Source organism: Liquorilactobacillus aquaticus DSM 21051, assembly GCF_001436755.1.
Taxonomy (GTDB): Bacteria; Bacillota; Bacilli; order Lactobacillales; family Lactobacillaceae; genus Liquorilactobacillus; species Liquorilactobacillus aquaticus.
In genome coordinates, this window is the sequence record NZ_AYZD01000011.1 from 296,871 (window position 1) to 322,388 (window position 25,518).

The 25,518-nt window shown below is 38.3% G+C and carries 23 protein-coding genes and 1 pseudogene; 18 read left to right on the forward strand and 6 right to left on the reverse strand.

Annotated elements, in window-relative coordinates:
• A pseudogene (locus FC19_RS03170) lies at window positions 1–783 on the forward strand (transposase); the annotation flags it as partial.
• A gap of 103 nt (window positions 784–886) precedes the next feature.
• On the opposite strand, the gene FC19_RS03175 reads toward FC19_RS03170, so the two are convergent.
• Both FC19_RS03175 and jag read right to left on the reverse strand, forming a co-directional pair.
• Window positions 887–1,339 carry a MarR family winged helix-turn-helix transcriptional regulator gene (locus FC19_RS03175; protein WP_057875544.1) on the reverse strand — a complete coding sequence of 151 codons (453 nt, stop codon included), beginning with the start codon at window positions 1,337–1,339 and terminating at the stop codon, window positions 887–889.
• 47 nt (window positions 1,340–1,386) lie between these two features.
• A complete protein-coding gene (jag, locus tag FC19_RS03180; protein WP_057875545.1) occupies window positions 1,387–2,118 on the reverse strand; it encodes an RNA-binding cell elongation regulator Jag/EloR in 732 nt (243 codons plus the stop codon).
• Between the two features lie 224 nt (window positions 2,119–2,342).
• Here jag and FC19_RS03185 point away from each other — a divergent pair, with 224 nt between their 5' ends.
• On the forward strand, window positions 2,343–3,197 hold the full coding sequence (locus tag FC19_RS03185) for an aldo/keto reductase (RefSeq protein WP_057875546.1): 855 nt from the start codon (window positions 2,343–2,345) through the stop codon (window positions 3,195–3,197).
• Between the two features lie 212 nt (window positions 3,198–3,409).
• A complete protein-coding gene (locus tag FC19_RS03190) occupies window positions 3,410–5,317 on the forward strand; it encodes a M13 family metallopeptidase (RefSeq protein ID WP_057875547.1) in 1,908 nt (635 codons plus the stop codon).
• A 116-nt stretch (window positions 5,318–5,433) separates the two neighbouring features.
• On the opposite strand, the gene yidC is transcribed toward FC19_RS03190, so the two are convergent.
• The 3 genes from yidC to rpmH all read right to left on the reverse strand — a co-directional run bounded on the left by yidC (window position 5,434) and on the right by rpmH (window position 6,837).
• The gene (gene yidC / locus FC19_RS03195; RefSeq protein ID WP_057875548.1) at window positions 5,434–6,267 is read right to left on the reverse strand and encodes a membrane protein insertase YidC; all 834 of its coding nucleotides are present in this window, start codon (window positions 6,265–6,267) and stop codon (window positions 5,434–5,436) included.
• 26 nt (window positions 6,268–6,293) lie between these two features.
• Window positions 6,294–6,638, reverse strand: coding sequence for a ribonuclease P protein component (gene rnpA, locus FC19_RS03200; protein ID WP_057875549.1), 345 nt, complete (start codon window positions 6,636–6,638; stop codon window positions 6,294–6,296).
• Between the two features lie 64 nt (window positions 6,639–6,702).
• A complete protein-coding gene (rpmH, locus tag FC19_RS03205) occupies window positions 6,703–6,837 on the reverse strand; it encodes a 50S ribosomal protein L34 (protein ID WP_057743847.1) in 135 nt (44 codons plus the stop codon).
• Window positions 6,838–7,350: 513 nt separating this feature from the next.
• Between rpmH and dnaA the strand changes: the two genes are divergently transcribed.
• The 15 genes from dnaA to FC19_RS11890 all read left to right on the forward strand — a co-directional run bounded on the left by dnaA (window position 7,351) and on the right by FC19_RS11890 (window position 24,969).
• Window positions 7,351–8,703 carry a chromosomal replication initiator protein DnaA gene (dnaA, locus tag FC19_RS03210; RefSeq protein ID WP_057875550.1) on the forward strand — a complete coding sequence of 451 codons (1,353 nt, stop codon included), beginning with the start codon at window positions 7,351–7,353 and terminating at the stop codon, window positions 8,701–8,703.
• A gap of 162 nt (window positions 8,704–8,865) precedes the next feature.
• On the forward strand, window positions 8,866–10,005 hold the full coding sequence (gene dnaN / locus FC19_RS03215; protein WP_057875551.1) for a DNA polymerase III subunit beta: 1,140 nt from the start codon (window positions 8,866–8,868) through the stop codon (window positions 10,003–10,005).
• A 373-nt stretch (window positions 10,006–10,378) separates the two neighbouring features.
• Window positions 10,379–10,609 carry a S4 domain-containing protein YaaA gene (gene yaaA / locus FC19_RS03220; RefSeq protein ID WP_057875552.1) on the forward strand — a complete coding sequence of 77 codons (231 nt, stop codon included), beginning with the start codon at window positions 10,379–10,381 and terminating at the stop codon, window positions 10,607–10,609.
• Complete coding sequence (gene recF / locus FC19_RS03225) at window positions 10,609–11,733, forward strand: DNA replication/repair protein RecF (protein ID WP_057875553.1); 1,125 nt, start codon at window positions 10,609–10,611, stop codon at window positions 11,731–11,733. Before yaaA ends, recF begins: the two co-directional genes overlap by 1 nt.
• Window positions 11,734–11,774: 41 nt before the next feature.
• On the forward strand, window positions 11,775–13,727 hold the full coding sequence (gyrB, locus tag FC19_RS03230; protein ID WP_057875554.1) for a DNA topoisomerase (ATP-hydrolyzing) subunit B: 1,953 nt from the start codon (window positions 11,775–11,777) through the stop codon (window positions 13,725–13,727).
• Between the two features lie 76 nt (window positions 13,728–13,803).
• Window positions 13,804–16,269: a DNA gyrase subunit A gene (gene gyrA / locus FC19_RS03235; protein WP_057875555.1), complete on the forward strand. Its 2,466-nt coding sequence runs from the start codon at window positions 13,804–13,806 to the stop codon at window positions 16,267–16,269.
• Between the two features lie 202 nt (window positions 16,270–16,471).
• A complete protein-coding gene (rpsF, locus tag FC19_RS03240; RefSeq protein WP_057875556.1) occupies window positions 16,472–16,759 on the forward strand; it encodes a 30S ribosomal protein S6 in 288 nt (95 codons plus the stop codon).
• Window positions 16,760–16,792: 33 nt separating this feature from the next.
• Window positions 16,793–17,320, forward strand: coding sequence for a single-stranded DNA-binding protein (ssb, locus tag FC19_RS03245; protein ID WP_057875557.1), 528 nt, complete (start codon window positions 16,793–16,795; stop codon window positions 17,318–17,320).
• Window positions 17,321–17,340: 20 nt separating this feature from the next.
• The gene (gene rpsR / locus FC19_RS03250; RefSeq protein WP_057875558.1) at window positions 17,341–17,577 is read left to right on the forward strand and encodes a 30S ribosomal protein S18; all 237 of its coding nucleotides are present in this window, start codon (window positions 17,341–17,343) and stop codon (window positions 17,575–17,577) included.
• 239 nt (window positions 17,578–17,816) lie between these two features.
• Window positions 17,817–18,587, forward strand: a complete 771-nt coding sequence (gene pnuC, locus FC19_RS03255) for a nicotinamide riboside transporter PnuC (protein WP_057875592.1) — start codon at window positions 17,817–17,819, stop codon at window positions 18,585–18,587.
• 307 nt (window positions 18,588–18,894) lie between these two features.
• Window positions 18,895–20,898 (forward strand): DHH family phosphoesterase, encoded by a 2,004-nt coding sequence (locus FC19_RS03260; RefSeq protein ID WP_057875559.1) that lies wholly within the window; start codon window positions 18,895–18,897, stop codon window positions 20,896–20,898.
• A gap of 25 nt (window positions 20,899–20,923) precedes the next feature.
• Window positions 20,924–21,373, forward strand: coding sequence for a 50S ribosomal protein L9 (gene rplI / locus FC19_RS03265; protein ID WP_057875560.1), 450 nt, complete (start codon window positions 20,924–20,926; stop codon window positions 21,371–21,373).
• Window positions 21,374–21,448: 75 nt separating this feature from the next.
• Window positions 21,449–22,837, forward strand: coding sequence for a replicative DNA helicase (gene dnaB, locus FC19_RS03270; protein WP_057875561.1), 1,389 nt, complete (start codon window positions 21,449–21,451; stop codon window positions 22,835–22,837).
• Window positions 22,838–23,263: 426 nt separating this feature from the next.
• Window positions 23,264–24,556 (forward strand): adenylosuccinate synthase, encoded by a 1,293-nt coding sequence (locus FC19_RS03275; RefSeq protein ID WP_057875562.1) that lies wholly within the window; start codon window positions 23,264–23,266, stop codon window positions 24,554–24,556.
• 290 nt (window positions 24,557–24,846) lie between these two features.
• A complete protein-coding gene (locus tag FC19_RS11890) occupies window positions 24,847–24,969 on the forward strand; it encodes a hypothetical protein (protein ID WP_268872808.1) in 123 nt (40 codons plus the stop codon).
• A gap of 18 nt (window positions 24,970–24,987) precedes the next feature.
• On the opposite strand, the gene FC19_RS03280 is transcribed toward FC19_RS11890, so the two are convergent.
• Window positions 24,988–25,488, reverse strand: a complete 501-nt coding sequence (locus FC19_RS03280; RefSeq protein ID WP_057875563.1) for an acyl-CoA thioesterase — start codon at window positions 25,486–25,488, stop codon at window positions 24,988–24,990.
• Between the last annotated feature and the right edge of the window lie 30 nt (window positions 25,489–25,518).

A 25,518-nucleotide genomic window follows, 5' to 3' on the forward strand; every position in this document is an offset into this window, starting at 1 on the left:
TCGCCCACGGGAATACAACCTCGGTGCCATGGTAAAACTGGTTCTTTTGGCGTACAGTTACGGCATTTTCAGTAGTCGAAAAATTGAACGCTTTGCCCGTGAAAACAAGCCAGCTAGTTGGTTGATCTCCGTCAAAATGGCATGGTTGACGATGTATCTTTTATTGATGGGACAAAGATTTTAGCTGATGCGAACAAATATAGTTTTGTTTGGAAGAAGAATACAATTCGCTTTGATCAAATGAATCGAAAAAAATTAGTGAAACTTTTAGGCGAACTACATGAAGCTAAAATTGTCGATGAAGTCCCGGCCGGTTCGAATTTAACTCCTGAATTGATAGACACGATGATCAGCAAAGTTGAGGACCACTTAGTGGTATTGAACGAAACCGCTGAAGCCACGAAGCAGGTCTCACCGAACCCAGCCAAACAGCAATGTCGTACCATTAAATCTCAAAAATGAAAACTTGACGAGCGGCGTGACAAAATGCGTGAACATCAAGCCCAACAAGTAATCTATGGTCAACGCAAGATCGACATTGAACCGATTTTTGGTAAGATGAAGGCTTCTTTGCGTTTTAATCGCTTCTCGGTGCGTGGCTTTGAGAAGGTCACCAAGGAAGCCGGCATCGTCGTCATGGCATTAAATATCATGAAACTGGTCACGTTAGGGGCCAGCTTAAAAAATCAAAGACTTAAGCAAATAGGACGAGAAACCGAATTTTGGTTTCTCGTCCTATTTGCTTATACAGAGGCTAGTTATGTCACAGCCTCTTTGTTTTAATTCTACATTATGCCTCTAACGTGTTCCAATAGTCAGCCTGGTTATACTTCTCTTGTAATATCCATCCACATTAGTATACTTCAGTGGTTAATTCCATCTGTGCTTACTTCGTATTTCCATCCTCAATACTTTTTCCAATGGTTTTAATAAGCTCGACGTCTTTTCTGTATTCACTCGCTGTCATGTCGACCGCAGCAAAACAAGAAGTCATTTTATTCTTTATTTCACATTTTTTTTGCTTGGCTTTTTTTGTCAAACAAATAAAAACTTTTCTTGCATCTTCAAGACTATGATTACGTTCGATCCAACCATCTTTCTCCATCCGTTTCAAAAGAGGTGTCAATGTTCCATTATCTAAATTCAGTTTCGCTCCTAACTCCTTGATCATCATCGGCTCCCCTGTCTCCCATAAAGCCAATAGAGTGATATATTGCGGATATGTTAGTTTGTATTCTTTAAGAGCTCCAGCGTAAAACTTATTATATATTTTTTGTGCAGTATAAATAGCAAAACATAATTCATCATCTAATTTATTCGGTACGTGCTCTAATCCCATGGTGAATCTCTCCTATTTTCTAAAGATTTCAGTTCACTACTATGAAGTTATTTCAATGGTTCGACAATAACATAACGACGTGGTTCACTTCCGCGTGAGTGCGTTATCACACGCTTATCATGCGCTAAAGTTGCATGAATTATTTTTCTTTCAAATGATGGCATTGCATCCAGATAAACTGTTTTCTTGTGCATCACTGCATCCCGTGCAACATTTTGAGCCAGTCTCTCCAATGTTTGCTTCCGCTTTTCACGATATTCTCCAACGTCCAGCGTAAGTCTCATTTTTGAGCAATTTCGCTGTTCTAAATAATTTTGTGCTAAAACTTGTAAAGCATTCAAGATCCGCCCATGTTTTCCAATAAGCGCACCCTCTTGTTCAGTATTGAAATTATAAACAACGTTGCGAGACACTTGATCGACAGTAATAGAAGTTTCTATCCCCATTTTTTCTGTAATATCAGCTAAATAATACCCTAACTGGCGAATAATAACATCTTTTTCGCTGCTTTTACTGTTTATTCTTTTTGGAACACTTTCTTCCTTCTGTTGCTGTGCATTCGTTCTAACAGTTCGACAAGCTTTTTTTTCTGTTTTTTTCTTCTTTTGGAGCTTTGGGTTGAGCTCGATTTCAACTTCAGCTTGCTTTTTACCTATTCCAAGAAAACCCTTTTTCCCAGCTGATAAAACTGTTATTTTAACATCATTCCTAGTTTTATGCAGAATAGTTAGCCCGTTATCAATGGCCTCTGAAACTGTCCAACCTTTATATCTAGACACTATCATTCCCCCCTAACTAATATTACTGCAGTAAAAAGCTGCTCCTCATGCTCAATTACCCATAATTGCCACATATTAGACATTATAGCATTTTATTCTTTAGATTATCCCTTAAAGATGCGTTATTGCGATTTTGTTCTCAAACATTTGGATTCAAACATTTTTATGCGGATTGTAGTAGAATATACTTTGTATTTTAAATCAATTAAAAGCGAGGTTTTTCGATGAAGAGTTTAATTGACACTTACACACTAAGCAACGGCTCAAAAATCCCAATTGTTGGTTTTGGAACCTGGCAGACCCAAGATGGTCCACTTGCAGTCATTGCTGTTAAATCAGCATTATCATCAGGTTACCGTCATATAGACACTGCTGAGATGTATGGCAATGAAAAAAGCGTTGGGAAAGCCATTAGAGAAAGCGGCATATCTCGCAGAACACTTTTTGTAACGAGTAAACTGAACAATCACGCACACAGTTATGAAGCGGCAAGAGATGCTATTGACAAATCACTCAAAGATCTCCAAGTTGATTACCTCGATCTGTTTTTGATTCACTGGCCTAATCCAAAACCAGCTCGTGATGCACACTGGAAAGAACATTTGCAAGATACTTGGCGTGCACTTGAAGATGCTTATGATGAAGGAAAGCTCAAAGCGATTGGGGTTTCTAACTTTAAAAAAAGGCATTTTGAAATATTGGAGAAAACTCAACATACTGCGCCAATGGTCAATCAGATTCGAATTTGTCCAGGAGATGTAGACAAAGACACGATCGATTACTGTCGCAGCAAAAATATCCTACTAGAAGCATACAGTCCCTTAGGTACAGGTAAAATTTTCTCTGATAACACAATGAAAGCTCTTGCAGAAAAAAATGACCGAACCATAGCCCAAATATGTCTTAGATGGTCTCTTCAGCAAGGATTTTTGCCTTTACCAAAATCAATCCATGAGGACCGCATTGAAGAAAACTCACATCTTTTTGACTTTGAATTATCTGATCAAGACATGGAGACCATAAATAAGCTTGATGGAATAGTGGGTTATGCCCCTGATCCTGATAAAGTTGAGTTTTGACAACTCCCCAACTCTGTAATAGCATGACATTTATGCGTAATTATTAATTACAATTGCGCATAAATCTAAATCCAGAAATATTTATGCTTTAGTCCTGGAGCTGTGACAAATTTTTTGTTTTGTCATGGCTCTTTTCTGGTCAACTACTAAGCTTTTATCTCAAATAATTTTGAATTACAATAAAAAATATATTATAACAAAGGGGTTTTAACATGAGTAAAAAGGTAAAAGAATCTTTAATCAAAGACAACTTATACATGGCTGTCAATGGTGAGTGGCTCAAAACTGCAAAAATTCCCGCAGATAAACCTTTGACTGGAGGTTTCGCAGATCTAGCAGACAACATCGAAAAGACCTTAATGCGTGACTTTAACCAACTAAGTAGTGGTGAGCTTAATTCAGATAATCCATATTTGACCGAATTCTTAAAATATTACAGCTTGGCAACAGACTTTTCCAAGCGGGATACCGCTGGTTTCGACCCCGCTCGTTCATATCTGAAAAGAATTGAGAATTTAAAAAGCTTGTCAGATTGGGAAAAACAACTAACAGACCTAACCTTAGCTGGATATTCTTCCCCAATTCCTCTCTATGTCGAACCAGATATGAAAAACACACAACTTTATGCACTATATGCGGGCGTCCCAAATCTTATTCTTCCTGACAAAACATACTATTCTCCAGAGAATCCATCATCTAAAAAATTATTGCAAATTTATTCCGCAATGTTAACGAAATTACTAGAACTTGCCGGCTATTCAAAGGAGTTTGTTCAAAAAACGATCGCTGGGGCATTAGCGTTTGATAAATCCTTAGTTTCCCATGTTAAGGACAGCACTGAATTGGCTGATTATGTCAAGTCATATAATAAATATAGCCTGCAAGATTTTGCAAACTGTAATCAGCATTTTGACATTCAAAACTATCTCACAACCTTACTCGGTCACGAACCCGATCAGGTTATTGTCAGTGAGCCAAAGTATTATGCTGCATTGAATGATCTCGTTAACGAAGAGACTTTTTCCAATATGAAGAGCTGGCTCTTAACAAAAACAATTTTATCCATTAGCCCTTACCTCTCTGATAAAATACGAATAATTGCCGGAACTTATTCTCGCACAATTTCAGGCAGTAAAGAACCTATGAATCCAACTAAAAGTGCTTATTATCTAGCAACTTCACAATTCGACCAAGTTGTTGGTTTATATTACGCGCATAAGTACTTTGGCGAAGCTGCTAAAAAAGACGTAACAGCAATGGTCAAAAAAATGACTGATATTTATAAAAAGCGGCTTTCCACTAATAGTTGGCTGAGCAAGGACACCCGTGAAAAAGCTGTTGTCAAACTCGAAAAACTCGGTATTCAAGTTGGTTATCCAGATAAACTTGATCCGTTGTATAAAAAATTCAAGGTTAAGACAGGTTCCTTATTAGAAAACAGTCTCGCCTTTGATCAAATCGCGCTGAAAGAACATTATGGCAAGTGGAACAAGCCTGTAGATCGGACCCGATGGGAAATGAGTGCTCACACAGTCAATGCGTATTATAACCCTTCATACAATGTTATTGTGTTCCCAGCTGCCATCCTCCAGGCTCCATTTTATAGCTTTGAACAGTCGGCAAGTGAAAACTATGGCGGCATCGGTGCAGTTATCGCACACGAAATTTCACATGCTTTTGATAATAATGGTGCACACTTCGATGAATTAGGTAATCTCCATAATTGGTGGACCAAACACGATCTCGAGTACTTCAATAAATTATCTCAAAAAATGATTGAAGAATTCGATGGGCTAAAAACACCTGCTGGAAATGTTAATGGGAAACTAGTTGTCTCAGAAAACATTGCTGATGCTGGTGGGTTAAGTTGTGCCTTAGAAGCTGCTAAAAACGAATCTGATGTTGACCTGAAAAGCTTCTTTTATAACTGGGCACGGGTCTGGTGCATGAAATCCTCGCTAGAACGTCAAAAATTACTTTTAGCAATTGATGTCCATGCGCCCCATGAGTTGCGAGCCAATATCCAGCCTCAAAACTTAGGTGATTTCTATAAAACATTCAATATTCAGCCAGAAGATGGTATGTACTTAGAGCCTTCAAAACGTGTTAATATCTGGTAAGTATCCCCAAACAAAAACAAAGACAGCTTATTTCCTAGGAAATAAGCTGTCTTTGTTTTATTAGTATGTATTCATAATTGAATCACAGAGATCAATTAATCAACACATGAATACTATTACTTTTTCTTACTTCTGTAAGCTTTTCGTTTTGCTTTTTCAAGCGCTCTTTTTCTTGCTTTCTCTGCTTTTTTCTTCTCTTCACGTTCTTTATTGATTTTGAACGGATTATTGATGAGCATTGTTTGCCCGACTGAGAAAGCATTTGTAATAACCCAGTAAAGCGAGAGGGCTGAAGGCAAACTGATCGCAGAAAAAAGAATAATTGCTGGCATTCCATAAGTCATGGCAGCTGTCATTCCATTTTGCTCCGGTTGTGACATCACGCTCAACTTAGATGTACCAAAGGTAAAGATAGCTGCAAGGATAGGTAAGACAAAGTATGGATCACGATCACCAAGCTGCATCCATAAGAATGATCCTGTTTTCAAGACCTGCGATCTTAAAATAGCTTGATACAAAGCCAATAAAATAGGCATTTGCACTAAAATCGGCAAGCAGCCAGCTACTGGATTTACCCCAGCTTCTGCATATAATTTCTGCTGTTCTTCACGTAACTTGCTTTGTGTTTCGCTATCTTTAGCAGAATATTTTTTCTGCAACTTTTTTAGTTTTGGTTGTAATTCAGACGTCTTGCGCATGCTTTTTGTCTGATAAAACATTAGCGGCAAAAGAATGACACGAACGATGATCGTAAATACAATAATCCCCCAGCCATAACTGTCACCGAACACCCTACTTAAAAACTGAATAGCTTTAATAAAGTTCCAAATAATATAGTGATCCCAAATACCGGAACTATTTTGTGTCACAGTTGATCTGCTACAACCAGCTAAAAAGAACATTATCATGCCAGCACTAAACAGCATGCCGATCCGCTTTGCTTTCTTCACTGCACTTCCCTCACTTTAAACATCTTCTAATCTTTTTTCAATACATGGGCCAAGCGCAAAACATGTATTAAATGCTGCTTTGTTTCAGCCATTGACAACCCAGAAACGGCAGGACGAGCAATAACAATAAAGTCGCAATCTTGTTTCAATTGCGGCTTAAGTTCTGTCAAGCTTTGCCTTATACGACGTTTCACCCAATTTCTAGCAACGGCATTCCCAATTTTTTTACCCACCGAAATTCCAACTCTAAAATGAGCCTGCTGTGGTTTTTCAATCATATAAACGACAAACTGTCGATTAGCACATGACTTTCCCTGCACAAATACTTTTTGAAACTCCGCTTCTTTCTTGACACGGTATGATTTTCGCATAATACATCTCCAAGTGCCTTGTAAAAGTCTTCAAATAAAGAAAAGACCACTGACGGTCAGTGGTCTATGCAGACAATACTTTTCTACCTTTACGGCGTCTACGTGCTAAAACATTACGACCGTTACTTGTACTCATACGTTTGCGGAAACCATGTACTCTTGAACGATGACGCTTCTTTGGCTGGTAAGTTCTCTTCATAGGATTCAACACCTCCTTAATCCAATAAGCATACTCAACAATCGTAATCAGAATTTTACTAAAAAAAACTATTTCTGTCAAGTTGCCTTACTGAACCATCCTATCATAATTTAGTTTTTAATAAAAGACAATTTTAAAAAAAGCTTCTATACAGTTATCCACAAAAGGTCCTAATCGACACACAGTATCTGTGGATTTCTTGCTATCCATATTTTTTACGCACAGTTTCTCCTCAGTGTTTAACCACAAATAAACAAGCTGTGAATATTTTTTCCACAAGCGGTTTTTATCCTGTGCAAAACTCTGATTAGCGCCTATGCGTAGGGCTTAAAGAAACACATTTCGTTGTGGAAAACTCGAAAAATAACAAGTTGTGCACTTAGCGCGTTTTGCTGTGGAAAACTTTTTGAACAGGGTGTTATTTAAAATTACCAGTTTTACACAAACCTGTGGAAAACTTTTTGATTAAATGCTAGAATAGCATAGTGATAACCCAGAAAAGGAGGTTTAATTGTGCCTGATCTTGAAACCTTATGGCAATATATCTGTGATGAATTCAGTAAAAAACTGTCGACTATCAGCTATAATACTTGGCTTAAAGCCGTCAAACCCATCCAGTTCAAGTCCAATACTTTAGTTCTTGAAGTTCCAACTGCTCTTCACAAAGACTATTGGAAAGCAAACTTAAGCAAACAAGTAACTTCTATGATAGCTGCTTCAATAGGCCAAAAAATTGATGTAGTCGCTAAATTGCCAGAAGAACCAAATCCTTTGGACAATTCTTCATACACAAGTACAAATCCGTCACCCGCAAGAGATCCTTCACGCCCGACGTTTATGCGTGAAACAAAATTGAATGACAAGTATACATTCGATACCTTCGTTATAGGAAAAGGAAATCAAATGGCGCATGCTGCGGCGCTAGTTGTTGCCGAAGAACCAGGCGCTTTGTACAACCCTTTGTTCTTTTTTGGAGGTGTTGGGCTGGGGAAAACGCATTTAATGCACGCTATCGGACATCAGATGCTAGCAAATAATCCTCAAGCAAAAGTCAAATATGTCACAAGTGAAGCATTTGCAAATGACTTTATTAATTCAATACAAACAAAGCGTCAAGAGGAATTCCGAAAGGAATACCGCAGTGTTGATCTTTTATTAGTCGACGATATCCAATTTTTTGCAGATAAGGAAGGAACACAAGAAGAGTTCTTCCACACTTTTAATGCACTTTATGATGACAAGAAACAGATTGTACTTTCGTCAGACCGCCTCCCAAATGAGATTCCCAAATTGCAAAAACGTTTAGTTTCTCGTTTCAAATGGGGGCTTTCAGTCGATATAACTCCGCCTGATCTCGAAACAAGAATAGCCATTCTTAGAAACAAAGCCGATGCTGATGATTTGGCTATTCCTGATGACACGTTAAGCTACATAGCAGGGCAGATAGACTCGAATATTAGAGAACTCGAAGGTGCACTTGTGCGTGTCCAAGCATATTCATCCATGACACATATGCCTGTCACAACTAGTCTAGCAGCTGATGCTTTGAAAAATCTCAAGCTGAACGGAAAAAGTAATGAAATATCAATAGCAGTTATTCAGGATAAAGTTGCTAAATACTACCATATCTCTATCAGTGATCTGAAGGGTAAAAAGAGGGTCAAAAACATCGTTATTCCGCGCCAGATCGCGATGTATCTAGCACGTGAGTTGACAGATGCCTCTTTACCAAAAATTGGACATGAGTTTGGAGGCAAAGATCATACTACCGTAATTCATGCTCATGAAAAAATTTCTGGTGCTTTAGGTACTGATAATGATATGCAAAGAGCCATCAACGATTTAAAAGGTGAGTTAAAAAAATAATCCACTTGTGGACAAATGTGGATAAAAGCGCGTACTTATACACAGGATATCAACATGTGGATATCTTACAAAATAACAGCCCTTTTTAGTTTCCCACAGTTTCCACAGGCCCTACTACTATTACTAGATTTTATTATTAATAAATATATACAGGAGGTTCTCATGAAATTTACAGTTAATCGAACAAATTTCATAAAAAGCTTAACTGATGTCCAACGAGCTATTTCAGCTAAAACCACAATTCCGATACTAACAGGATTGAAATTAACTTTAGCAGCACAAGGTTTAACATTGACAGGAAGTAATGCAGATATTTCAATAGAAACATTTATCTCTGCAGATGATGATAGTGCAGAACTTCAAATTGAAGAAACAGGTAAAATAGTATTACCAGCAAGATTCTTTAGTGAAATCATCAAGAAATTACCTGAATCAGTATTAACTATCAATGTAACAGATAATTATCAAACAGAAATAACTTCTGGTCAGGCATCCTTTACAATCAAAGGACTTGATGCTGATAATTATCCACACTTGCCTGAAATTGATGAAACTCAGCATTTGTCTTTAGCAAGCGATATTTTGAAACAAATAATCAGCCAAACAGTTATTGCGGTTTCTAATCAAGAAAGTCGGCCTATTCTGACTGGTATTCATCTTGTAATTAAAAATAATAAATTGATGGCTGTTGCTACCGATAGTCATCGATTGAGCCAACGTAAAATTACAATCGATAGCGAGCAGGACAATGACTATGACATCATTGTTCCTGGAAAATCTCTGAATGAACTAGCCAAAATGTTACCAGAGGATTCTAGTGATGTGGAATTGAGAATTTCTGAAAACCAAATTCTTTTTGTTTTCGGAAAGACATCATTTTACTCACGCTTACTGGAAGGAAATTATCCGGATACAGAACGTTTGATCCCCCAAAATTCAGAGACAACGATTGAATTTAATGCGGTAGAATTTCTTTCTTCAATCGAACGCGCCTCGTTGCTGTCTCATGAAAGCCACAACAATATTGTGAAACTTTCTTTGGAGGTTTCTGAACAAAAAGCGACAATCTACAGTAATTCTCCCGAAATAGGGAATGTTGAAGAAACTTTAAAATTTCAAAATTTAACAGGAAATACTTTGGAAATATCATTTAATCCTGATTATATGAAGGACGCGTTGCGGTCGTTTGGTCAAACCACGGTAACTGTTTCCTTTACAAAACCTCTGCGCCCATTCACTCTTGTTCCAAGTGAAGATCATGAACACTTTATTCAGTTGATCACACCCGTTAGAACTTTTTAGATTCACGACTCCTTTAAAGTTTTGAAATGTGATCGAGAGTTCAAATTTGAGACCAGAGTAACAACAAATAGCGAGAGCGGCCTTATTCCGTGATTAGGAATAGGCCGCTTTTAGTTATATAATGCAAATTCTTATTTCTTAAGTGAAACAAATTATTTTTGATAATACAGGGCTTTGTGCCCAGCATACGGCTAGATGAAAAAACAAGCTGATTTGTAATTAAATTAGCTTATAAACGATTTTAAACTAATTAAGTATAAATCCATTCAAAGGGTTTAAAATGTCTCTAAAGGCTTCTATGGGCTTTATAAAATTGTTTTTTATATTAAAAAAGGTTATAATTAACATACTAGTTAAAGGTAGGTGACGTCCGTTGGAAAAGGATCTTTTTTTGAAAACGCAGTACATAACATTAGGGCAATTTTTAAAAATTGCTGGAATTATTGACTCAGGTGGACGAGCAAAGTGGTTTTTACAAGAGAATAAAGTTTTAGTTAATGACGAACTCGAGGCACGCCGCGGACGTAAATTGCGTGCTGGAGATAAAGTTGTTGTTCCAGATGCAGGAACTTTTTTAATGCGTTCTAAACAGCAGGAAAAATAATGTATTTAAGCGAGTTGACATTGAAAAACTTTCGTAATTATGAAGATGTGGAGCTCTCTTTTTCTCCAAAAATCAATGTCTTGATCGGTGAGAATGCGCAAGGTAAAACAAATTTACTTGAGGCAATCTATGTTCTTGCGATGACAAGGAGCCATCGGACAAGCAGTGAGCGCGAGCTTTTAACTTTTAAAAAGGACACGGCAACTGTTTGTGGAACGATCGAACGCAAACTTGGAAAGCTGAAATTGGAATTGATATTGAGCAGAAAAGGAAAGAAAGCCAAAGTAAATCATTTGGAGCAAGCCCGGCTTTCTCAGTATGTCGGCCAGATGAATGTCATTTTATTTGCTCCTGAAGACTTATCGCTTGTGAAAGGTGCTCCAGCCGTAAGAAGAAAGTTTATTGATATGGAATTTGGACAGATAGATCCTCATTATCTGCATAATTTGAGTCAGTACAGAACGGTTTTAAAACAACGCAACAAATACCTGAAGGAATTGCAGTTCAAAAAAACGGGGGATCTAGTTCTGTTGGGAGTACTTTCGGATCAATTAGCGGCATTTGGTGCTGAAATAATCGCACGTCGTTTGAAATTTTTGAGTAAACTTGAGAGGTATGCGCAAAAGATTCAGAATAATATAACACAATCGAGAGAAAACCTAACTTTCAAATATGAATCAAGTATTTCAGATGTTTCAGGAAAAACGGTCGACGAACTTTATAGTCGTTTGAAACAATATTTTGCTGAAAACAGTAAAAAAGAAATTTTCCAAGGAACAACTATGTATGGACCTCATCGGGATGATGTGCGTTTTTTGGTCAATACCAAGAATGTACAGACATATGGTTCACAAGGACAGCAAAGAACGACTGCCTTGTCAGTTAAGCTGGCTGAAATTGACTTGATGAAAGAAGAGACAGGAGAGTATCCGATCTTGCTTTTGGATGATGTTTTGTCTGAGCTTGATGGAGAAAGACAGACACATTTGTTGAAGACAATTCAAGACAAGGTGCAAACTTTTTTGACAACACCTAGTTTGAGTGAGGTTACTAGGCAATTGATCGATGATCCTAAGATATTCAGAATCACACAAGGAAGAGTGAATTTGCAAGAAAGTAAATAGTTATATTACGATTGAGTAACTGCTTTGAGGAGGAAAAAAGGTTGACAGACAAGGAAAAGCAAGAAGAAGTCAAAGAAGAACGAGCTAAAGACTACGATGCGAGCCAAATTCAAGTGCTTGAAGGGCTTGAAGCGGTTAGAAAGCGTCCAGGAATGTATATTGGTTCGACCAGTTCACAAGGACTTCATCATTTGGTTTGGGAAATTATTGATAATGGTATCGATGAAGCCTTGGCCGGATTTGCAGATGAAATTAATGTTACTGTTGAAAAAGACAATAGTATTACAGTCAAAGATAATGGTCGCGGAATTCCCGTTGATATGCAAGCTAAAACGGGTCGTCCAGCCTTGGAAACAGTTTTTACGATTCTGCATGCTGGTGGGAAATTTGGTGGCGGAGGCTACAAAGTTTCAGGCGGTTTACATGGTGTAGGTGCTTCGGTTGTTAACGCTTTGTCAACCAGTTTGAGTGTTAAAGTTCTGCGCAATGGTCAAGTTTATGCAATGGATTTTCAACGTGGGAAAGTTGCCAAAGAAATGCGTGTGATCGGAACTTGTGGGGCACATGAGCATGGAACCATCGTTCACTTTTTACCGGATCCAGACATTTTTACAGAAACAACGGTCTATGATATCAAAACATTGACAACGAGGATAAGAGAATTAGCTTTTTTGAATAAGGGCTTGAAAATAACGATTGGTGATTTGCGTCCTGAAAAAGCAACGCATAACACTTTTCATTATGAAGGTGGAATTAAGCACTATATTGAGTTTTTAAACAAGGGCAAAGAAGTTATTTTTGATGAACCAATTTATGTTGAAGGTGAGCAAAAAGGGATTACGGTGGAAGTTGCGTTGCAATACACCAATGATTATCATTCAAATTTGCTGACATTTACAAATAACATTCACACCTATGAAGGTGGAACGCATGAAGCAGGATTTAAGACTGCTTTGACGCGTGTCATCAATGATTATGCGCACAAAAATAACTTGATGAAGGAAAACGAAGATAATCTGTCGGGTGAAGATGTGCGTGAGGGTCTGACAGCAGTTGTCAGCATTAAACATCCAAATCCGCAATTTGAAGGACAGACAAAGACTAAACTAGGAAATTCTGATGCACGGACAGTTACGGATCGAATGTTTGCAGAACATTTTAGCAAATTTATGATGGAAAATCCTACAGTTGCACGCAAAATAATAGACAAGGGAATTCTTGCGTCGAAAGCACGAGTTGCTGCTAAAAGAGCGCGTGAAGTGACACGTAAGAAAAATGGCTTAGAAATCAGCAATCTACCAGGGAAACTAGCTGATAATACAAGCAAAGATCCTGCAATTTCAGAACTGTTTATTGTCGAGGGTGATTCTGCGGGAGGATCAGCTAAACAAGGGCGTTCTCGTCTAACACAAGCAATTTTGCCTATTCGAGGTAAAATCTTGAATGTCCAAAAAGCAAGTTTAGATCGAATTCTGGCAAATGAAGAGATCCGTTCGCTGTTTACGGCTCTAGGAACAGGGTTTGGCAATGAATTTGATGTCAGTAAAGCAAATTATCATAAGTTGATCATTATGACTGATGCAGATGTTGATGGAGCACATATTCGAACGCTGCTTTTGACCCTATTCTATCGTTTCATGCGTCCAATGATAGATAGTGGTTTTGTTTATATAGCACAACCGCCGTTGTATCAAGTTAGACAGGGAAAAATGATTAGATATATTGATTCAGATGAAGAACTGGAAGAAACGCTGAGCAAATTACAGCCAAGTCCTAAACCGTCTATTCAACGATACAAAGGACTGGGTGAGATGGATGCAGAACAATTGTGGGAAACAACAATGGATCCAGATAAAAGACGCCTTCTGCAAGTCAGCTTATCCGATGCAGAAGAGGCAAACGCAGTCTTTGACATGTTAATGGGGGATAAAGTAGAACCTCGGCGTGAATTTATTGAGACGAATGCAACCTTTGTTGAAAATTTGGATGTATAAAAAATTTCCCAGGAAATTTTTTGTGATGTCCGTTTTCTAAAAGATTAAAGAGGCCTAAAAGTGGGAGGTAGGAATATTGGTAGAATTACCAAATCGAGTGGAGAAAACTGATTTGTCTGGTATTATGCGCAAGTCCTTTTTGGATTACGCTATGAGCGTTATCGTGGCTCGAGCTTTGCCGGATGTTCGTGATGGCTTGAAGCCAGTACATCGACGCATTTTATATGGGATGAATGAATTGGGTGTTTCACCAGATAAACCATACAAAAAATCTGCTAGAATTGTCGGCGATGTAATGGGGAAGTACCACCCTCATGGCGATTCAGCAATATATGAATCAATGGTCAGAATGGCACAGGATTTCAGTTATCGATATATGCTTGTCGACGGGCATGGAAATTTTGGATCAGTTGATGGCGATGGCGCTGCAGCTATGCGTTACACCGAAGCTCGAATGAGTAAGATAGCGACTGAAATGCTGCGAGATATTAATAAAAACACGATTGATTTTAAGGAAAATTACGATGGAACTGAGCGTGAGCCTAAGGTTTTGCCAGCACGTTTTCCTAATCTGTTAGTCAATGGAGCAACAGGAATCGCTGTTGGGATGACTACCAATATTCCACCGCACAATTTGCGAGAAGTTATTGCAGGGTTACATATTTTAATGGATAATCCTGATGCAACAACAGCCGATTTAATGGAAGTCATTAAAGGACCTGATTTTCCTACAGGTGCAATTGTTATAGGAAAATCTGGGATAAGAAAAGCTTATGAAACGGGTAAGGGAACAGTTACGCTTCGTGCTAAAGTTGAGATTGAAGAACTTAAGAGCGGTAAAGAAGTAATTGTAGTTCATGAAATACCATACATGGTCAACAAAGCAAAACTGATTGAACGAATAGCTGAACTGGCTAGAGAAAAGAAAATTGAAGGAATTACAGATATCAGAGATGAATCTGACCGTGAAGGACTGCGGATTACAATTGATGTTCGAAAAGATATGAGTGCGTCTGTTGTTTTGAATAATCTATATAAAATGACATTGCTGCAAACAACTTTCAGTTTCAATATGTTGGCAATTGTAAATGGAACACCACGGATTTTAAACTTGAAACAAATTTTACAGTATTATCTCAAACATCAGGAAATTGTGATCAGACGGCGAACTGAATTTGAGTTAAAGAAGGCACAAGCTCGTGCGCATATTTTAGAAGGATTACGGATCGCACTTGATCATATTGATGCCATTATCAATATCATCCGGGGTTCAAAAAGCGGTGAGATTGCTAAAGCTCGTTTGATTAATGAATATCAATTATCAGATAAGCAAGCACAGGCAATTCTGGATATGCGGTTAGTTAAGTTAACTGGATTGGAACGCGATAAGATTGAAGATGAGTATCAGCGATTAATGGAAGCTATTGCTGATTACAAAGATATTTTGGCACATCAAGAACGTATTGACCAGATAATATACGAAGAACTTCTTGAAATACAAGAGAAGTACGGAGATGATCGCCGGACTGAACTAATGGTTGGTGAGGTCTTAAGTCTTGAAGATGAAGATTTGATCGAAGAAGAAGAAATTGTTGTTACATTGACGCATAACGGATACGTTAAAAGATTACCAACCAGCGAATTTAAGTCTCAACGTCGTGGAGGCCGTGGCGTTCAAGGCATGGGAGTTCACGATGATGATTTTATTGAACATTTGATTACTACCTCAACACATGAAGGCATTTTGTTCTTCACTAATATGGGGAAAGTTTATCGGATGAAAGGCTATGAGATTCCAGAGTATGGTCGCGCTGCTAAAGGGATTCCCGTTATTAATCTTTTAGGAATTGATTCAGGTGAGAAAATTCAGGCAGTGATCAACGTTTCGAGGAATAATGAAGATCAGAAGAACTATCTTTTCTTCACTACCCGGCTGGGAATTGTTAAACGAACGGCAGTTGACGAGTTTTCGAATATAAGGAGTAATGGTCTTAAAGCAATTACACTTAAAGACGGAGACGAATTGATGAGTGTTCAGATAACTAACAGCGAGCGTAACATCATTATAGGGACTCATTTAGGATATGCAGTCAGTTTTGCTGAAGAGGCTGTAAGATCAATGGGAAGATCTGCTGCAGGAGTTCGAGGAATTCGTCTGCGTGAAGGTGATTACGTAGTAGGAGCGGACATATTGTATCCAGACAGTCGTGTTTTTGTTATCAGTGAAAAAGGTTTTGGTAAGCAAACGGCGTCAAAAGAGTATCCGATCAAAGGGCGTGGCGGCAAAGGAATCAAAACAGCCAATATAACCGAGAAAAATGGTCCCTTAGCAGGATTGACCACGGTTCTTGGAGGAGAAGACATAATGCTGATTACGAATAAAGGTGTAATGATTCGTTTTGGAATTGATAGTGTTTCTCAGACAGGTCGTGCGACCTTAGGGGTTCATTTGATCAAAGTTGATTCGGATGCAGTAGTTTCAACGATGGCGAAGGTGGAACCTGAACAGACAGCAGAAGCAATTGAAACAGAGACAGAATAATAAATAAAAAAACATTTTTCAAGGGGACCTCGTTAAACTTGCGTACTTAATAGTCGTAAGGATGACAGGGGGTCCCCTTGCATTATCCATCTTTGAATGTTATAATTTTTATTCGTTAGTATCTAACTAGAAATAGCATTAGATTACTTTCCTTGTTCTTAAAAAATAAGAACCAATAGTCCATAAGGAGGTGTAAACAGTCATGACTTACGAAATTACTTATATTATCAGCCCAGCTATCGATGAAGCTGCCAAAGCTGCTTTGGTAGAACGTTTCGATGGAGTTTTAAAAGACAATGGTGCTGAAGTCGTAGATTCAAAAGACTGGTCTAAGCGTCGTTTTGCTTACGAAATCGGTGGTTTTACAGAAGGTATTTACCATATCGTTAACGTAAAGGCTGATGATGCAGAGGCAATTGACGAATTTGATCGTCTTGCTAAGATCAACGAAGGAATCTTACGTCACATGATAGTTAAACGTGAAGCTTAATTATTTTGAAATTAAAAAAGGAGGAACGGAATCTTGATCAATAGAGCTGTACTTGTAGGTCGTTTAACACGTGATCCAGATTTACGTTATACCGGCAGTGGAGTGGCCGTTGGAACGTTTACGGTTGCTGTCAATCGTCAATTTACTAATCAGCAAGGGGAACGTGAAGCTGATTTTATTAATTGTGTGATTTGGCGTAAAGCAGCAGAAAATTTTGCTAATTTTACCCATAAAGGTTCATTGGTTGGAGTAGATGGTCGTATTCAAACTCGCTCATACGAAAACCAGCAGGGTAATCGTGTTTATGTGACTGAGATTGTTGTTGACAGTTTCTCATTGCTTGAATCTCGTTCACAATCAGAACGTTATCAACAGCAACATGGCAATGATAACCAAGGTTCCGCTTCCTCTCAGAATGGATCTAGTGCAAACAATGATAATTTGTTTGGCGGTCCAGCTAAAAGCAATCCTGCAAAAGCGCAGGATAATAATAATGATGTCGATCCTTTTGCAGACAATGGAAAACAGATAGATATCTCGGATGATGACTTACCATTTTAATCCAAAGGGAGGGAAAATAAATGGCACAACAACGTAGAGGCGGTCGCCGCCGTCGCAAGGTAGATTTTATTGCGGCTAATCACATTGAATATATTGATTACAAAGATACAGATCTTTTAAAACGTTTCATCTCAGAGCGAGGCAAGATTTTACCACGCCGAGTAACAGGAACAAGCGCAAAAAACCAGCGCCGTTTAACTATTGCAATTAAACGCTCACGTATTATGGGCTTTTTACCATTTGTTACAGAAGATTAAGAAAAACAAGGCGCGGTTTTCCGAGCCTTTTTTTTGTGTTTAATTTCTTAATTAAGAAATTAAACACTATATATAGTGTTTTTTTATAATGATTAATCAATATATCGAAATGTCAAGACTGTTTTTTCCTGATTTTAACGCATATACTAGGAAAGCGTGAGTTGCTTGATATGCGGTTCAGAAAAATGTTTCCTGAACCAATTGAAAGTGCGTTAAATTTTAAGGGGGATAATATCAAAATGTTTAATCGTTATATCGATGTGTTAACAAATTTACCAAGCTATTCCAAGAATGTCTTTCGCAAGGGTTATTTTAACTGGTTACTAAACCAATGTCGCGGATGGGGAAAATTTAGTTACGGTCTCTTGGCATTTAATTTTATTTTACAGGTTTTTTCATTGCTGCAATCATTCAATGTTGCTCCCCTTCAATCTGTGATTTCATTTGTTGGAGGGAATCTCTCTGTGGCCTGTGTTATTGGAATCTCAAATCGTTCAGGAATCCAAGGCTGGGCCGGTGCTGTTAGTGCGATCTGTATTGCCTCGGTGGGATTTATGGCTGGTAACTACGCAACTGCGTGGGAGCAAATAGGGTACTTGCTATTTCTTGATTTTTTCTGTATCCTAGATCCAAAATGGAACGATAATATTCAAGCTGAAAAGTTTGAAAATCGCTTTGAATGGATCGCTTACATCATTTTCTTTGGCTTAGCATGGGTGGTTCTTTATTATATTTTTAGTTTAACTAGCGATCCACGTGTTTTCTTGGATAGTTTGAACTTAGCAATGGCTATTACCGGATCATTACTTGAATTGAATCGGAAACGTGAGCAGTATTATGTATGGACGATCAGTTCAATCTTTACGATCGCGTTGTGGATGCAGACCATGCTGCAAGGGGATGGCAACTTTGCACTGATTTTTAGTTATAGTGTCTTCTTCTTAAATGATATGTATGCATTTTTCAGTGTTCGCGGATGGTTTCGTTCAAACACACATACGGAAGTTTAATTTTAATAAGATAATATAATAAAAGTAAGGGAAGCTGTGAGTTTGAGTATCAAATTCACAGTTTCCCTTGTTTTTTGTAAAGATAAACTTAATTGATGTTCAAAAACAATTTCAACGTATCAGGCAATTTTGTATCTGGTGTAACCGTTCGTTGTTTGTGATAAAATAGAAAGCACGATGAGCTTCATATGTTTTATGCTATCAAGTGAGGCTGTATACTGATTGAAGATTCTATAGGGAAACCCATGGCTGCTTTTAATCTGATTAACAGTTTTTGTTAATATTCACAGAATGTGAGGAGAAGATAGTGAAACAATTTTTTTCAAAGGATTTCTGGCATCTGCCAGCTTTTATGAAAAACAGTAAAATAATGCTAATCGCAATTTTTCTTTTATTGCTATCGATTGTCTGCGAGATAATGGCATTTATTGTAAACCCAATTTTGGGGCTCGTTCTTTTGGTTTTAGTAGTGCTGACAATCGTGGTGGCATTCTTTACGCTAAAGGAAATTACAGAAGATACTACTGAGTATATTTCAGATTTATCTTATCGCATCAAGCGTGGTGAGCAGGAATCACTAATAAAAATGCCAATCGGAATTTTATTTTTAAGCGAAAAAGGCGAGATCGAGTGGATCAATCCTTATCTGCAGAAGTATTTTGGTAAAAATGAAGTACTGGGGAAACCTGTATCTGAAGTTGATGAAGAGTTGGCAACCTTGATCGAAGAAAACTCCAAAGCTAAGGATGCTTTGGAGGTTTCTTGGGGCGAACGTAAGTTTCAGATGATGATCCAAAATGATATTCATGCGGTATATTTGATGGATGTGACACGCTATGCCCAAATCGAGCAGCATGATCGTGATACAGGAATTGTTGTTGGACAAATATTCCTGGATAACTATGATGAGGTCACCCAGACGATGACGGATAAAAAGGTCTCTAACCTAAGCAATTATGTGACTAACGAACTCTCCAACTGGGCTAAGCGGTTTAAGATGTATCTCAAACGTATTGATGATGATCATTTTTTTGTTGTAGCCTATGCAGGTGTCCTAAAACAGTTAGAAGATGAAAAATTTAGGATATTGGATCGAATCCGTGAACGAACTTCAAAACAGAACTTTCCTTTAACCTTAAGTATCGGGATCGCATACGATGATGATAATTTAGCCGCTTTGGCTAGATTAGCGCAAAGCAATCTAGATTTGGCTCTTGGCCGCGGAGGAGATCAAGTAGTTGTGAAAACACCTGATGGTCAAGCTCGCTTTTATGGTGGAAAAACGAATCCGATGGAGAAAAGGACTCGTGTTCGCGCACGTATGATATCACAAGCTTTGCAGGAATTGATGAGTCAGTCGGAACAGATTTTTGTGATGGGTCATAAACAGCCGGATATGGATTCTGTAGGTGCGTGTCTTGGAATTAGACGAATTGCTGCTATGAACAAAAAGAAATGCTGGATTGTTTTAGATAAAAATAGTCTGCATTCAGATGTTGAGCGACTAATGGAAGAACTTGAGCAGTATCCTGATATAAAAGGAACCATTATCTCAGCTGAGGAAGCCTTGGAAAAAACGACAGAACAGAGTTTGCTAATAATGGTTGATCATTCTAAGCCCTCAATCTCAGTTAGTGAAGAGCTGTATACTAAATTAATTAACCGGGTAATGGTGATTGACCATCATCGACGGGGTGAAGAATTTCCTGAGAATCCAATTTTAGTCTACATCGAACCTTATGCGTCATCGACATGTGAATTGATAACAGAAATGTTTGAGTATCAATCCAAAGAGAGTGAGCCGATCAACAAGATTGAGGCAACAGCAATGTTGACAGGAATTATCGTAGATACAAGATCGTTTTCGTTACGAACAGGGACGAGGACTTTTGATGCGGCTAGTTACTTACGTTCAGTCGGAGCAGATTCAGCCATGTCGCAGCATTTTATGAAGGAAAATGCTGACAATTTCTTGCAGCGCAATCATCTAATTGATCGTGTAGAGTTCATTGGTGATAATTTGGCACTGTGTGCCGGAGAAACAGATAAAATTTATGACCCAGTGACTGCAGCACAGGCAGCGGATGCACTGCTCACAGTTAGTGGGGTCGAGGCTTCATTTGTTGTTACCCAACGTCAGGATGGAAAAGTAGGTATATCCGCACGCAGTAACGGTAAGGCAAACGTCCAAGTTATCATGGAACAGCTTGGCGGTGGTGGACATCTTTCAAATGCGGCAACGCAGTTGGAGGGTATTTCGGTTAGCGAAGCACGAGAACAACTTTTAGATGTTCTGAAAAAAGAAAATTAGAAGTTTATTTTGAGGAGGATTTAGCATGAAAGTTATTTTTGTACAAGATGTTAGAGGTAAAGGAAAACGTGGAGAAATTAAGGATATCCCTGATGGATACGCTAATTTCTTGATGAAGTCGAATAAAGCTAAAGCTGCAACTGCACAGGCGATGAGCCAACTGAAGGCACAGCAGCGTGCTGAAGAAAAGAAAGATGCTGAAATTCTGGCAGAAGCAAAAGTATTCAAAGAAAAACTAGAATCTGGTGAAATGGTCGTTGAATTGAAAGCTAAAGCCGGAGAAGATGGAAGATTGTTTGGTTCGATTACAAGTAAACAAGTAGCACAGGCACTTGTTAAGCAATATGGTTTAAAAATCGACAAACGGAAGATGGATCTCCCAGAACCGATTAAAGTACTTGGATATACTAATATCCCAGTTAAACTGCATAGTAAAGTCAGTGCTAAAGTTCGAGTTCACGTGACAGAAAAATAACAAGTGATAAGAGCTTTGACAATTCAAATGGAATGTTCTTAATGTTTAGGGTTATTTGGAGTGAGAGGAAAAAAGATGAGTAATGATGTTTTGACAGATCATTTGCCACCGCAGAATATCGAGGCTGAGCAAGCAGTTTTAGGTTCGATTTTTTTGCGTTCAGATTCGTTAGTCGAGGCGATGGAATATCTTCAACCGGATGATTTTTATCGGCGCGCACACCAGATAATTTTCCAAGCGATGATAGATTTAAATAATCAAGATGAGGTAATTGACGTAGTTACGATGAATGATTATTTGAACGCTAAGAATCAAAGCGAGGATGTCGGCGGAGTTAGCTATATTGCTGAATTAGCAACAGCTGTTCCGACGGCTGCCAATGTTGCATATTATGCGCGAATTGTTGAAGAGAAGGCGATTATGCGGCGGCTAATAGCGACTGCTTCGAATATCGTCACTCAGACGTATAATCAAGAAGAAGACGTGCCAACGTTATTGGATGATGCTGAACGGCAGATTATGGATGTTTCTGAACGTAGGAACCGAAGCGGTTTTAAATCGATTACAGATGTTTTGAATAGTACGATCGAGCAAATTGATAAATTATATCAGAATGATGAAGACATTACGGGTCTAGCAACTGGCTATAACGAATTGGACAAAATGACTGCTGGACTTCAACCAGATAATTTGATTATCTTAGCAGCTCGACCAGCCGTGGGGAAAACAGCTTTTGCATTGAATATCGCACAAAACGTCGGAACTAAGACCGATCAGACTGTGGCTATCTTCTCGCTTGAAATGAGTGCTGAGTCTTTAGTTAATCGCATGCTTTGTGCAGAAGGAAGCGTCAATGCTAATCATTTGAGAACCGGGCAGTTGAACGATGAAGAGTGGCAGAATTTGGTCGTAGCCATGGGGTCGCTATCACAAGCGGCTATTTACATCGATGATACACCAGGCATTAAGATGGCAGAGATAAGAGCTAAATGTCGTCGATTAGCTAAAGAAAAGGGAAACTTAGGCTTAATTGTCGTTGATTATCTGCAGTTGATTGAGGGAACGAATAAGGAAAGCAGGCAACAGGAAGTTTCTGAGATTTCACGTCAGCTAAAAAAACTGGCCAAGGAATTGTCAGTACCTGTAATTGCCCTATCACAGCTTTCCCGTGGGGTTGAACAGCGCCAAGACAAAAGACCGGTCCTGTCTGATATTCGTGAGTCAGGCTCAATCGAACAAGATGCGGATATTGTTGCTTTTTTGTATCGTGATGACTACTATGATCGGCAAGAAGGCGATGAAAATGATGGCAACAATAACAAAGACGATGATACGCAAGATGTTGGTGAAGTGGAAGTAATTATTGAGAAGAATCGTTCAGGTCCACGTGGCACCGTTAAACTTTTGTTTGTGAAATCTTATAATAAATTTTCATCGGTTGCATATGTTCCTGATAATGGCTGAAACAGCATTTTAGTGCATTATTGTTTTTTTACAGAGCAAGGTTGGAGAGAGCATTTTGCCAAGAGAGGGATTTTTACGTTCTGATGATGGCTTGATAGAACTATCGTGACAACTCATAGTCGGCGGGGAAGAATATCCCCAGAAACACGTCAATATAAAAAAGTTAAAGATAAGGGACTGCACATTAAACTTTGGTTTTTAGTGCAGTCCTTTTTTGGTATATCAATTTGCATAAAGTTCTTAGACTAATTCATAAAAAACCAAAGTCAATGTTAAAGTTCGTTATTTTTGAATTTTAAAAAAAGCTTTTTAATAAATATTCGTTATTTACTTGAAAGATAAACTTTTGACTGATACAATTATCGAGGTTAATGATTAAGATTGTGTAGTTTATTTTGTTTAAATCATTTAATGAGGTGAAACTTAATGTCATCAATAGTAGTTGTAGGTAGTCAATGGGGCGACGAAGGGAAAGGTAAAATCACCGATTTCTTAAGTCATAATGCAGATGTAATAGCTCGCTATCAAGGCGGCGACAATGCGGGTCATACGATCGTATTTGGCGGAGAAACTTTCAAGCTCCGACTAATACCATCTGGAATCTTCTATGCATCTAAGACGAGTGTAATAGGCAACGGGGTTGTATTAAATCCTAAGTCATTAGTAGAAGAATTAAAATACTTGAAAGATCGGGGAATTTCGACCAATAATTTACGTATTTCGGATCGCGCACATGTTATTTTGCCGTACCATATTCTGTTAGACGGCCTTCAAGAGAAGGCTAAAAAGGATCAGAAGATTGGGACAACTAATAAAGGTATCGGGCCGGCTTATATGGATAAAGCAGCACGAGTTGGAATTCGTGTAGCTGATTTATTAGACAAAGAAATTTTTGAAGCTAAACTACGCCATAATCTTGAAGAAAAAAATCAAGAATTTACGCGTTTTTATGACCATGAGCCATTGAAATTTGAGGATATTTTTGAAGCATACTATGAATATGGTCAACAATTTAAAGATAATGTTGCGGACACTTCAGTGATACTGAATGACGCTCTTGATAGTGGAAAAAGGGTATTATTTGAAGGTGCGCAAGGTGTCATGCTTGATATTGACCAAGGAACTTATCCGTTTGTAACATCGTCTAATCCGGTTGCGGGTGGAGTGACAATTGGTAGCGGTGTAGGACCTTCTAAGATTGACAAAGTTGTAGGAGCATGCAAGGCCTATACGTCAAGAGTGGGGGATGGACCTTTCCCAACGGAACTGAATAACGAAACGGGTGATTTCATCCGTGAAGCGGGACATGAATATGGAACTGTTACTCATCGTCCTCGTCGGATCGGTTGGTTCGATAGCGTGGTTTTACGTCATGCTAAACGTGTTTCGGGTCTAACAAATCTTTGCTTAAACTGTGTGGACGTATTGACAGGATTGGATGAAATAAAGATTTGTACATCGTATGAATTAGACGGAGAGACAATTTATCATTATCCAGCGAGTTTGAAACAGTTGAGCCAATGTAAACCTGTTTATGAGACATTGCCGGGATGGAAGGAAGATATTACACATATCAAACGTCTCGAAGACTTACCAGTTAATGCACGTAATTATATACAAAAAATAGAAGAATTAGTTGGTGTCAGAATCTCAACTTTCTCAGTTGGACCTGACCGTGAACAAACTAATGTTTTAGACAATGTCTGGGAACAAATTTAAATATTCTTTTTTAAAATTCTAGTTACAAAAAATACCTCCATAGTTAATTTTTTCCACTTCAACTATGAGGGGTGTTTTTTGTTTTAAAAAAAATTGTTTTGATAAATTCCTAATTTGACGCTAAGGAGAAGACTTACTTCAAATTTTAACAATACATTATCCTCGTTTTTTTTCTTTAACCGTTATAAAATGAGAATGAGCGTTCGATAAAAGATTGATGTCTGGCAAAACTGTCTTGTGGTTCATAGAGAGTACGGTGCTGGGAGTTAATTATTATAGGAGTGATGATAATGGTATTTTCTAAGGATACTGAGAAGGCAATCAGGACAGTTATGAAACAAAAAGCATGTACATATGAGGAAGCAATAGCATTTTTGATTGATGTTGTTCAAAAGCAAAAGTCGATGAATTAATAACTTGTCGGCATTTGCTTATGCTTCCTGCCAGGGGAGTGCAAGCGAGATTTTCTTTCTAAATTCTTTTTGTTGTTTAAGAAGTTCAACTTGTTTTTGTTTTCGTTCAGAATATTTTGAACAAACAGCCCGTTCTTCTTCCGATAATGGGGAAATGGAATCGAGCGCGTTTTTTTTATTGAGGGTGACGAAAGTTAAAAAGGCGGTTGCTCCTAAAAAACGGTCACCTGTTTGAAGATGCTCACCAATTATTTTAGCGAAGATTTCGATAGAACGATTTCCGACTCCGCTGACGTATGTTTCGATGTAGAAGAAGTCTTTCAATTTGAGGGGAGCAATAAAGTTAAAGTGGTCAAGCGACGCAGTGGCAGTTTCTGTGCGCGCGATATGAGATGCTGAGATTGAAGCAGTGCTATCTAGCAACTCAAGCAAACGACCACCATAAAAGGTTTCATGTTCATTTAAATCACTGGCTAGAACGCGGTGGCTCGTAATTGCTAAGGTTTGTTGACAGTTCATAGTAAGTCTAGACCTCCTGAAATTCTTAGT